10 protein-coding genes are annotated in these 11,251 nt (G+C 66.4%); 5 read left to right on the top strand and 5 right to left on the bottom strand.

Annotated features, from left to right (window positions below; genetic code table 11):
- Positions 1-11: 11 nt before the first annotated feature.
- Positions 12-644, bottom strand: a complete 633-nt coding sequence (locus QFW77_RS13070; RefSeq protein ID WP_280572726.1) for a GntR family transcriptional regulator — start codon at positions 642-644, stop codon at positions 12-14.
- Here QFW77_RS13070 and QFW77_RS19150 point away from each other — a divergent pair.
- The 5 genes from QFW77_RS19150 (at position 643) to QFW77_RS13045 (ending at position 7,825) form a co-directional block, all read left to right on the top strand.
- Positions 643-933, top strand: a complete 291-nt coding sequence (locus tag QFW77_RS19150) for an RtcB family protein (protein ID WP_425603326.1) — start codon at positions 643-645, stop codon at positions 931-933. The genes QFW77_RS13070 and QFW77_RS19150 overlap by 2 nt on opposite strands.
- Positions 934-1,292: 359 nt before the next feature.
- Positions 1,293-1,844, top strand: a complete 552-nt coding sequence (locus QFW77_RS13060; RefSeq protein ID WP_280575208.1) for an RNA polymerase sigma factor — start codon at positions 1,293-1,295, stop codon at positions 1,842-1,844.
- Entirely contained in the window at positions 1,837-2,847 is a 1,011-nt protein-coding gene (locus QFW77_RS13055; RefSeq protein WP_280575207.1) for a FecR family protein, read from the top strand. The genes QFW77_RS13060 and QFW77_RS13055 overlap by 8 nt, the downstream gene beginning before the upstream one ends.
- Positions 2,848-2,979: 132 nt before the next feature.
- Positions 2,980-5,679 (top strand): TonB-dependent receptor domain-containing protein, encoded by a 2,700-nt coding sequence (locus tag QFW77_RS13050; protein WP_280575206.1) that lies wholly within the window; start codon positions 2,980-2,982, stop codon positions 5,677-5,679.
- A 70-nt stretch (positions 5,680-5,749) separates the two neighbouring features.
- Positions 5,750-7,825, top strand: a complete 2,076-nt coding sequence (locus QFW77_RS13045) for an Atxe2 family lasso peptide isopeptidase (RefSeq protein ID WP_280575205.1) — start codon at positions 5,750-5,752, stop codon at positions 7,823-7,825.
- On the opposite strand, the gene QFW77_RS13040 is transcribed toward QFW77_RS13045, so the two are convergent.
- The 4 genes from QFW77_RS13040 to QFW77_RS13025 all read right to left on the bottom strand — a co-directional run bounded on the left by QFW77_RS13040 (position 7,744) and on the right by QFW77_RS13025 (position 11,219).
- The gene (locus QFW77_RS13040) at positions 7,744-9,552 is read right to left on the bottom strand and encodes an asparagine synthase-related protein (protein ID WP_280575204.1); all 1,809 of its coding nucleotides are present in this window, start codon (positions 9,550-9,552) and stop codon (positions 7,744-7,746) included. The two genes, QFW77_RS13045 and QFW77_RS13040, sit on opposite strands and share 82 nt — an antisense overlap.
- Positions 9,552-10,277 (bottom strand): lasso peptide biosynthesis B2 protein, encoded by a 726-nt coding sequence (locus QFW77_RS13035; RefSeq protein WP_280575203.1) that lies wholly within the window; start codon positions 10,275-10,277, stop codon positions 9,552-9,554. The genes QFW77_RS13040 and QFW77_RS13035 overlap by 1 nt, the downstream gene beginning before the upstream one ends.
- Positions 10,278-10,430 (bottom strand): benenodin family lasso peptide, encoded by a 153-nt coding sequence (locus QFW77_RS13030; protein WP_280575202.1) that lies wholly within the window; start codon positions 10,428-10,430, stop codon positions 10,278-10,280. It lies immediately after the preceding gene.
- A 156-nt stretch (positions 10,431-10,586) separates the two neighbouring features.
- Positions 10,587-11,219, bottom strand: a complete 633-nt coding sequence (locus tag QFW77_RS13025; protein WP_280572726.1) for a GntR family transcriptional regulator — start codon at positions 11,217-11,219, stop codon at positions 10,587-10,589.
- Positions 11,220-11,251 lie beyond the last annotated feature (32 nt).

Below are 11,251 nucleotides of genomic sequence, written 5' to 3'. Positions count from 1 at the left end.
GCCGCCCGCGGCTATTGCCGGTGCTCGTGCTGCCGCTTGAGCGTCACCGTGATGCACGGGACCAGCTGCTTGCGGCGCTCGTGGTAGTCGTGCAATGCCGACCGCAGGCTGGGGAGATCGCGCTGCTGCCAATGCCGGTTCAGCGCGGCGAGCTCCTCGAATGCATCATCGACCAGGCCCGGCTTGGCCCGTCGGATCGGCGCGAGCTGATCGTTCGTACGCCTCACGGCCGGGTAGAGAAAGGTGTGACCAGTAGCATGGGCGATGGCGTCGAACAGTTGCCAGGTCGCCTCGACCAGGTCGCCGTCGTTCGAGGGGAGCTGGGGTTGTCTGACGCCACCCGGGGCCCTGGCGGCGATCCCGACATCGCACGCCATCAGCAGCAGGCGCTGCATCCAGTCATAGGCATCGCGCAGTTCGATCTCGACCGGTAGCGGAAGGTATACGCCGCCCCGGGCGTGGTGCTCGAGCAGGCCTTCGCCGACGAGGCGCTCCAGCGCGAGGCGCGCCGGCATGAGGCTGGTGCTGAACTCGGCGGCCAGCGAGGCCGGATCGATCCGGTCGCCGGGCAGGTAGCGCCCTGATCGCAGTGCCCGCCGGATCTGGTCCTGCAGCTGCACGCTCTTGGTGTGGAATGCGCTCATGGCGGAACTCCATATCCGCGAATGGCCGTGTTCCAACTTGATGTCTTTGCTGATTCGATGCTGGGACACAGGTCAATATTTCCGCATGCGGCTGGCCTGTCGGACCTGGATGACACCGGAGGCACACGCCGGCCGCGAAATGCTGATGACCCGCAAGGACGCGGTGCGGGCGGGCAGGGGCGAACCCGGCATCGTCCCCGGCAGCATGGGCGCGAAGAGCTTCATCGGCCGCGGCCTGGGCAAGGGCGAAGACTCCACAGCTGCAGCCACGGCGCCGGCCGGGCGATGAGCCGCACCGCGGCCCGCAACAGCATCACCGATATGTACCTGGAGCCGGCCACGCTTGCCGTGGCGCCAACGCGGGAGAGCGCCAGAAATGCCGCCCATTTTTCTGTGTCGTGAGCGGATACCTCGGACGTCAACCACGTGGAGACGACGAGTAACCCGGAACCATGCGCGAACCATCCATAGAAGGCGTGCGCGCTTAGGCGAAGGGCATTCAGCGTCACGGACTGGGGGAAATAGCCCCGTCACGTGTCCTATCTAAATACGCCGGATAATCAGTGAGTTGGCCAATGTCTCACCGCGAAGGAATCAGTTGCGTCGACGTATCTGCGCGTCGTAGGGTTCAGGCATTGACGCTATGCCATGATGTCCAAGCCATCCTCCAAACACGACGCATTCAGCCGCTTTTTTTCAGAGACTTACCAGTCCCTGCGACGGTATGCGCTGCGGCTGACGGGATCCCCGTGTGCTGCCGAGGATATTGTGCAAGAGGCGTACGTCCGGACTTATCAGCAAGGCGAGAGGGTTGAACGTCCTCAGGCGTTCTTATTCGTGACAGTGCGCAATCTCGCATACAACCAGAGCAGGCAGGCGCGCGTGGCTCCGACCGACCTGGTGGGGGATATCGACGACGTCGGGGTCTATCACGATGGGGGGCGTTCGCCCGAAGACGGACTGATCGCCGGCGAGGAAGCACGGCTATTGCAGCAGGCGGTCGCAAGGCTGTCGCCGCAGTGCCGCGCCGTGTTCACCATGAAGCTGTTCCAGGGCTACTCCTACAAGCAGATCGCCAAAGAGCTCGGCATTTCGACCAAGACGGTGGAGAAGCACATCTCCAAAGCGCTCAGGGAAACGCACGCCTACATGCATCGGCAGTACGGCCTCGTCGACAAGGAGTCAGCGAGCGATGAATGAAGTTCACCGTCTACCCAGCGTGCAACGCGCTCGACGGGAGGCAAGCGAGTGGATTGCGCGCTTGCAGTCGGACGATGTCACCCAGCAAGAGCGTGAGCAGTTCGAAGCCTGGCGCTCGGCCCATCCGCGTCACGTGGTGGCATACGACGACCTGATGTCGACGTGGCAGCGGTTCGCATCGGCGGGCCGAACGGTGCGCGCGGTGTCGTTCGGCAACGCGATGCAGGAAGCTTCACGCGTGAAACATGGACGCTGGCGTGCGCTCGCCGCAGCCGCCGTGACCGCAGTCCTGGCCATTGGGTGCGGGTGGTGGTGGCAATTGCAGCAGGGCACAGCGTTCGAAACCGGTATCGGCGAGCACGCGTCAATCGCGCTTCCCGACGGATCGCGGCTTGAGCTCAATAGCGCCAGCAAGATCCGGGTGGACTTCACCGAGGGCGCGCGAATTATCCGGTTGCTCGAGGGCGAAGCATTCTTCACGGTCGCGCACGCACCGGAGCGGCCATTCTGGGTCGTTGCCGACCGCACTTGGGTCCGTGCGGTGGGCACAGCGTTCAATGTCCATCGACGCAACGATGGCGTGCGCGTCACCGTCAGCGAGGGTCGCGTCAAGGTCGGTTCGGTGTCCACGCGCCAGACGCCATCAGATACAGCAATGGATCAAGTTCCGGTGTCACTGCTTGGTGTTGGGCAGCAGGCCGACCTTAGAATCGCAGGCACCAGCGTGCGGGCGCTGCCCATGCCCCAGGTCGAGCGGGAGATCTCGTGGCGCGGTGGCACGGTGTACTTCGACGACCGGCCGCTGCAGGAGGTCGTCGCGGAGATCGGGCGCTACACGCCCTTACAGATCGAAGTCGGTGCGGGCGCCCACGACCTGAAGATCGGCGGGACGTTCCAGACCAATCCGCAAGGCGCCGAAGCACTGCTGACGATGCTGGAAGATGGATTGGAGCTGGACGTGCAGCGCGAGGGCGGCCGGGTGCACGTTGATTCCAGGCAGTGACGAGTAGAAGAGCTTTCATAGATCCAACTAGGACAGGTATCGCAAGTCGTATGGGGGGATTGTCATCCTCGGGGTTCGTAGTCCATGGGGCGGCCATCGCGCCGTGGACGATCAATACCGGGGAAGTCGACGATGAAACAGCTGTACGTACGTAACACCACGTTGTTTCGTGCTATCGGCAAAGCGTTACGACCCGGCGTGCTTGCCCTGTCGATTGGCCTCACGGCGTCCGCCGTAGCGCTAGCGCAGCAAGTCGATGTCGCGAACTTCGATATCGAAGAGCAGCCGATGTCCGCAGCGTTGAAGGCATTTGCCGAGCAAGCGGGTATGCAGTTGCTCTATCGCCAGGAATCTGTGAGTGGGCTGACGGTACGGCCGATCAAAGGACAACTCGACAAACGCCAAGCACTGCAGCAAATGCTTGGAAACACAGATCTCGAGGTCGTCTACAGCGCGGACAATGCAGCCACAATCCGTCCCCGAGGAAGAGAGTCCGCGCCGCAGGAGGGCAACACAAGCGGCGAAGCCCGATCAACCAGTCCAGCAGGCCAATCCGCGGATCGCATGCAGTGGCCGAAGAGTGAAGCGCCCTCTGGGGATCGAAGCACGCGGGACATGGATACGGTTACCGTCACCGGCACCCGCATCCGCGGCGGCACCTCGCCCTCGCCGGTGATCACCATCGGCAGCGAGCACATCCGCGAGGAAGGCTTTGGCGACCTGGGTGAAGTGATCCGCAGCGTGCCGCAGAACTTCAGCGGCGGCCAGAACCCCGGGGTGCTGGGCGCCACGGGCTCCGGCAATGCGTCCAACCAGAACGTCACCGGGGGATCGAGCCTGAACCTGCGCGGGGCGGGGCCGGACGCCACGCTCACCCTGCTCAACGGCAGGCGCCGATCCTACGGTGGTATCTACGATTCGGTCGACATCAGTGCCATCCCGCTGGACGCCGTGGAGCGCGTGGAGATCGTGGCCGATGGCGCATCCGCCATCTACGGGTCCGATGCGGTCGCCGGGGTGGGCAATGTCATCCTTCGGCGGGACTTCGATGGCGTGCTGCTGCGCACCCGCTATGGCGCCGCGACGGATGGCGGCCTGGGCACGCGTGAATACAGCGGCACTGCCGGGGCCGTGTGGGACGGCGGCGGCCTGATCGCCTCGGCGCAGCGGGTGGCGACCGATCCGGTGGACGTCAGCCAGCGCCGCTACACCGAAGCGATGGCCGGGCCGCACACGCTGTTCCCGGGCAACACCCTGGAAGTGGGGCTGCTCAGCGCCCATCATGAGGTGGGGAATGGCACCGAATTGCGCGTGGACGTGCTGAGGAGTGCGCGTGAGCAGGTGTACTACCAGCGCCACCCGACCCTCTGGTACGACAACCGGTTCAAGAACACGACGCTGACGCTGTCGCCGACGGTGGAGGTCCCGTTGCCCGGCGGCTGGGCGCTCACGACAGGCGGCGCGTGGAGCAAGGACGAAAACCACCAAGAGATCTGGGCGGTCACGGCCTCATCGGGCGCTTCCACGCTCAGGCGCACCGCCTGCAACTGCAACGAAGGCCGGATGTACGAGGTGGGCGCGGAGGGGCCGCTGTTCGCCACGGCCGGCGGGGAGGCGCGCCTGGCGGTCGGGGTGGGGTACCGCACCAACCGCTTCCGCAACCAGTTCTATGCGGAGGGCATCGCGTATGGCGGTGACGAGGCCAGCCGCTTCGGCTACGCCGAGCTGAGCCTGCCCCTGGGCGGCGCGCCCGTGGCCGGGTCGCAAGGCGAGCGCCTGTTGCTCACGGCCGCGCTCCGCGGCGAGGACTACGACAACTTCGGCAGCGTGGTCACGCCCAAGGCCGGCGTGGTCTACCGGCCCAGTGCCAGCTGGACCACCAAGGCCTCCTGGGGCCGGTCGTTCAAGGCGCCGATGCTCAGCCGCCGCTTCGGCAGCAGCTTCGTCTACCTGGTGCCCGCGGCGCTGGCCGGCGGGGTGGGGTACCCCAGCGATGCCACCTTGCTGATCACCTGGGGCGCCAATCCGGACCTGCAGCCGGAGCGTGCGCGCACCGCGACCGCCTCGCTGGCCTTCCATCCGCAGGCCCTGCCGGGGCTGGAGATGGAACTGACGCTGTTCGACATCGAGTACTACGACCGCGTGGTGGCGCCGCTCGCGGTGATCAGCCAGATCCTCACCAACCCGGCCTTTGCCGACTTCATCGAGTTTTCGCCCAGCGCGGAGCAGCAGGCCGCGCTGCTGGCGCGGTACGTGCGTGACATCGAGAACATCAGCGGCGCGCCGTACAACCCGGACAACGTGGCCGCCATCGCCTACAACCACAACACCAACGCGCTGCGGCAGCGGCTCCGGGGCGTGGACCTGTCCGGTTCGTACCGTTTCGACTTGGGGCCGGGGCGGCTGACGCTGCGGGGCTCGGCAAGCCTGCTCGACAGCACGCAGCAGAACACGCCCGGCCAGGAAGAGCTGGACTTGTCCGGCACGATCTTCCATCCGGCCCGGCTCAACGGCAGGTTCGGCGGGGTATGGGCCGCAGGTGGAATCACGGCATCCGTCTTCGCCAACTACACCAGCGGCGTGACAGACCACCTTGCGGGGCGCAAGGGCGGGTCGTTCACGACCTTCGATGCCACCGTGCGTTACGCCACCAACGATGGCAGGGGCGCATGGGACGGGTGGGAGTTCGCGCTGAGCGGCCAGAACCTGCTGGACCGCGCACCCCCGCTGTACGTGCCCTGGGCGGCCGCGGTGAATGACGTGCCGTTCGACTCGACCAACTATTCGGCCATGGGGCGCTTCCTGAGCGTTTCCATCGCCAGGCACTGGTGAGGGCGGGGCAATGGCCGTGACCGGTGGTCGGAGCACGGGCGCCTCGTGGCGCGCGCCTGGGAGAACGATTGTGTTGCTGGCGCTGTTGGCCGCGATCCACGGCATGGCGGGCGCCGCGCCGGTGTCGCCCAGGCAGTTGGTCGAAGTGGTGGACCTGGGCAACCCCGTGATCTCGCCGGACGGCAGCCGGGTGGCCTTCCGGCAGGAACAGGCGAACGTGGAGCGGAATACCTATGACACGGCGTGGTACGTCCAGGCCCTGGAGGGAAGCGAACCGGCCCGCCGGGTGGCCGACGGCGGCGTGCCGCTCCGCTCGCTTGCAACGGGCGTGGTGGAGTCCGCGCCCGCGACTTGGTCGCCGGATGGACGCTGGATCTACTACCGCGCACTGCTGGACGGGAAGATCGGCGTCTGGCGCGCGGCCACCGATGGCTCGGGGACGGAACCGGTGACGGCGGACGCCGCCGACGTCCGCGCCTTCGTGCTCAGCCACGATGGGAACACCCTGGACTACAGCGTAGGCGCGACCCGGGAACAGGTGCTCGATGCGGAGCGCGAGGAGCATGCCAGGGGCGTTCGCATCGACGGGACCACCTACATCGGCGCCGGCCTGTTCCGTTCCGGACAGAGCGGTGGGCGGCCCGTGACCCAGCGGCTCGCCGGCGGATGGTTCACGCCCGGGCCGCTGCTGTCCGGACTGCCGGACCGATGGAAGCGCGTGGACGTGGACGCGCGGGGCGCGGACGCGGTCGCCACCTCCCCGCCCGCTGCGAATAAGGCGGGTGCGGAAGACGGCTCCGCAGCCTTCAAGCGGGTGACGCATCCCGTGGATGGCCGCGTCGCCAGGCTGACACGCGTGGGCGACGCAGGGGATCGTCGGCAAAAGCCGTATGTGGAGCTGTCAGTGGCCAGTTCGGCCGCTCGTGCGCCCGCCATCACGTGCTCGGCGGACCCGTGCACCGGCCGGGACATCACCGACATCCAGTGGCAGCCGGACAGCGACGCCATCGTGTTCACCGTGACCGATCATCGCGAGGGCAGGGCGCAATCGATCTTCCGTTGGGACGTGGAGACCGGGGCCGTGACCCCGCTGGTGCGCAGCCGTGGCCTGCTGCGTGGCAGTAGCCGGCGGGTGTTCGATATTCCGTGCGCGCTGTCTTCCCGGACGATGGTCTGCGTGACGGCCGAAGCGGACCGGCCGCCCAGGCTGGAGGCCATCGAGCTTCGCGATGGGCGCCAGCGGGTGCTGTACGAGCCGAACCTCGGACTGGCACGACAGATCGCGGCCTCGGCTCCCGCGAAACTGGTGAGGTGGACCGACGAGCGTGGGGACGAGTTCAGCGGCTGGCTCTTCAGCGCCACCGTGAAGCAGGGCGCGCCACCGCCACCGCTGTTCGTCAACTACTACAGCTGCTACGGATTCCTGCGGGGAGGCCTGGGCGACGAGTGGCCGTTGACGACGATGGCGGCGCACGGAATCTCCGCGCTGTGCATCAACTCCAACCCGTCCTATGTGGATGGCGTCGAGAGCCACGCGCAAGGCACGCGTGCGGTGGAGAGCGTTGTCCGTCATCTGGCCGCGCAGGGCGCGGTCGATCCCGGGAGGGTCGGCATGGGCGGGCTGAGCTATGGCAGCGAGGTGACGATGTGGACACTGATGCACTCCAACGTGCTGTCGGCCGCCTCCGTCAGCACGCCGACCATCTCGCCCAACTGGTATCTGTTCAACAGCCTGCGCGAGGGATTCGCGGAGTCGGTGATGGAGCGCTGGCAGGTGGGGTCGCTTGAAGACACGCCGGAACGGTGGCGCACCATGTCGCCCGTCTTCAACCGGCACCGGATCGATGCGCCGGTGCTCTTCCAGATGTCAGAGCAGGAATACCTGCTGGCGCTCGAGTACGCGCTGCCGATGCTGCAGGAACGCAAGGCCGACATCTACGTGTTCGCGGATGAGCCGCATATCAAGTTCTGGCCGAAGCACCAGCTGGCGGTCTACGAACGCAACCTGGCCTGGTTCCGCTTCTGGCTGCAGGAATACGAGAGCCCGGGGCGGTACGACCAGGATCAGTACGCGGTCTGGCGATCGATGCGGGCGGGTGGGCGGAGCCCTGCAGGTAGTCCGGAGGAGCCGCGCCCCGTGCCTTGATGGCGAACCCAGTTCTCGACCATGCAGAGGTCGAAGATCCGCAGGAAGGAGACATCCTTTGGCGGGACATCGGAGCTCATGAACGCGCGCAGCGCGGCGACATCCAGCAGGTTCCGCGAGGCGAGCTGTCCGTCTTCGAGGAAGCGCAGCATGCCCGTTCGGTAGCGCGCGTAGAGCAGGCCGGCGAACGGAACATAGGAGCCCTTGCTCCTCCGGTTGAGGATCAGTGGAGGCAACTTGTTCGCGAAGGCGGCGCGGGCGATGGCGCGATTCCGGCCGTCAGCCACCCACATCCAGGTCGGAACGCGTAGGCATGCTTCGACCACGGGCTGCGACAGCAGCGGGAAGCGCACAGGACGAAACCGGTTCCGGGCGGTGCCGTCCGGGTAGCACTGCGTGCCGGCAAGGGCTGTGAGCCACTCCCGGTCGCCGATCCTTGCATCGCGTGGTGCCTCCAGCCACGGGTGTGGCATTGGCTCTGTCAGCCTTGCGTCCTGGCCGAGAAAGGCCAGGTTTGCGGGCCTGCTCGGCTTGGGGCCGCGGAGCAGCTTCCTGGCGGTGAGTCCGATGGCCCTCGGCAAGGTGCAGCCATGCAGGGCGGAGATGTCTTGGACAGCGGAGAAGCCGGCACTCGGACCGGCGTACCGGAAAGCGTCTGCGGCTGGAGACGCGTTGCCCAGGAAGCAGAAGACGGTATCGCCGCCGGCCCCGGACATGAAGCTGCGTGCGCCATGGTGCTCGGCTGCCGCGGTGAGGGCCGCATCGACCCTTTCCTGCACCGGCGTCATCCCGGGCATGACGGCGCCAGCCGGCGGAGGAAAGTCCAGGTTCAGGCCGTCGGCGCCGATGTGCAGCGTATGCAGGGCTTCCCCGAGGAGAGTAGCCACGTGTCGGGCATAGGGGCGCTCGTCCGTACCGGACAGGGGGGTGGTCAACGTGCAACAGGCAACCTTCGCCTCGGAGTCGCGCAGGCACGCGCCCACGATCGACGAATCGAGCCCGCCCGACAGCTCCAGCAGCACGGAACGATCGAGATCGGCCCAGGCTGACACGGCCGTTGTGACCGCCTCCCGAACGCTGGTGGCGGCGTCGGCGGGGCAGTGGTGACGCTCTGCGGGCCTCACGAAGTCCCACGGCGACCAGACCGCCTCCTCCGCCACGCCACGCCCGGTCATCCGCATCATGCAGCCGGGCAAGAGCTCGCGGATGCCGCGCAGTGCCGTTCGCGCGCTCCGCCAGTGCGGGAACACCAGTGAATGGGTGACCGCGTCCCAGTCGACTCGTCGCTCGCAAAGACCGAGCGCTTCGGCGATGGAGACATTGGACGCCACGAATCCGCGACGTCCGTCGATCGAGTAGATGCACGGAGCCCCGCCTGACGGGTCTCGCAGGATCCTGGCCGGTTCGTCGGCGTGGCGACCGCCGAGGATCGCGATGTACTCGCCCCAGTAGCGCGCGAGCAGTAGCTGTTCCGGATTGGGGTGGAGATCGGTAGGAGGCCGCGCGCTGCTGGAGGTGTCGCCAGCCCTGGGAAACACCTGGCCGACGATCAGGCCCACACCCGGTAGTGCAAGGGAAGGTGTTTCCTTACCTACGTAGAGCTTCAACCCGCTGAGGGACAGCCTGCACTCCATGCCACAAGCGACCAGCTGGGCATGGAGAGTCTTGGAGTCCGGCGACGCCTGGTCCGTGAAGCTGTCCAGGAGGACAAGGTAGCGGTACGGCATCACACCACCAGGATCGGCGTATGCATGCGGGCGTACGAGACCGTTTCGTTCAACACCAGGTCGCCGGATTGGAGCCATGCGTGTGCGGCGAACGGGGCCGGACTCACGCCAAAGACAATGCTTGCGGTGAGTCGCCGCCTAGCCAGGAACGTCCGAAGGGCGAGCGTGTCCAGGAGACAAGATGGCTTGGCCGGCACGAAGCGCCGCGCGGCCGCGTAGTCATGGGCCGCATCGATCAAGCGTTTGTCATCGGCTGTTGTGTTTCCGAACGTCAGGGGTTCGGCAGCGCGACGCGGCGGCAACCGGTAGCGGTCGATGACCGTAGCGATGTTCTCGGTCGCCAGGCGGCGCTTCGTGGAAAGTACGATCCAGGCCACCTCGATGACGACTGCGGCGCGTATCTGTCCAGGAGAGGCTGGTTCCTCAGTCGCGCTGCGGGCAGGCGGTGGAACGGAGCAATCAACCGCGAGCTGGCGCTCGCACGCGGCGTTGGGTAGCAGGTCGAGGGCTGCCAGCCTCTGCCGATCCACCTGCTGCGTTTCATGCCCTGCCGCATGGGCGAGAAAGATGGACTCGAGATCCCTTGCAAGCAGGAAGTAGGAGTCTCTTTCCAGATCCATGAGGACGACGCGACCGCCCGCCTGGCAGTAGTAGAGATGCTCGCGTAAACAAACGGCCATTTCCGTCTTGACGAATGAGGGCGCGCAGGGCGCGCCCTCTTTCACTCACTCGTCCGCGATCCCGATGAGCGGGTTCTCGCCTTCGGTGAGGAACTCGCGGCCCGGCCCGATTCCCTTCGTCTCGGTGCTGACGGCGCCGAGATCGATGAGGCCGTCCTGGGCTTCCGGACGCGCGTTGTTGTCGCTTCTGTTGTTCATCTCCATCTCCTGCTGATTGCGTCATGGGGCTCCATGACGGCTTCAGCGTAGGAGGCGGATTTCCTGATCTTCAAATGATCTTTTGCTGATCATTGCTTGATCATCTGCAACTGTGACGCCGGTTGCGGATACGCCGGGCGGGCATGCCGCCCGCGGCTATTGCCGGTGCTCGTGCTGCCGCTTGAGCGTCACCGTGATGCACGGGACCAGCTGCTTGCGGCGCTCGTGGTAGTCGTGCAATGCCGACCGCAGGCTGGGGAGATCGCGCTGCTGCCAATGCCGGTTCAGCGCGGCGAGCTCCTCGAATGCATCATCGACCAGGCCCGGCTTGGCCCGTCGGATCGGCGCGAGCTGATCGTTCGTACGCCTCACGGCCGGGTAGAGAAAGGTGTGACCAGTAGCATGGGCGATGGCGTCGAACAGTTGCCAGGTCGCCTCGACCAGGTCGCCGTCGTTCGAGGGGAGCTGGGGTTGTCTGACGCCACCCGGGGCCCTGGCGGCGATCCCGACATCGCACGCCATCAGCAGCAGGCGCTGCATCCAGTCATAGGCATCGCGCAGTTCGATCTCGACCGGTAGCGGAAGGTATACGCCGCCCCGGGCGTGGTGCTCGAGCAGGCCTTCGCCGACGAGGCGCTCCAGCGCGAGGCGCGCCGGCATGAGGCTGGTGCTGAACTCGGCGGCCAGCGAGGCCGGATCGATCCGGTCGCCGGGCAGGTAGCGCCCTGATCGCAGTGCCCGCCGGATCTGGTCCTGCAGCTGCACGCTCTTGGTGTGGAATGCGCTCATGGCGGAACTCCATATCCGCGAATGGCCGTGTT

This window comes from Luteimonas endophytica (genome assembly GCF_029887875.1).
Lineage (GTDB): Bacteria > Pseudomonadota > Gammaproteobacteria > Xanthomonadales > Xanthomonadaceae > Luteimonas > Luteimonas endophytica.
The sequence above is the reverse complement of the archived record's forward strand: the minus strand, read 5'-3'. Positions and strand labels throughout refer to the sequence as shown.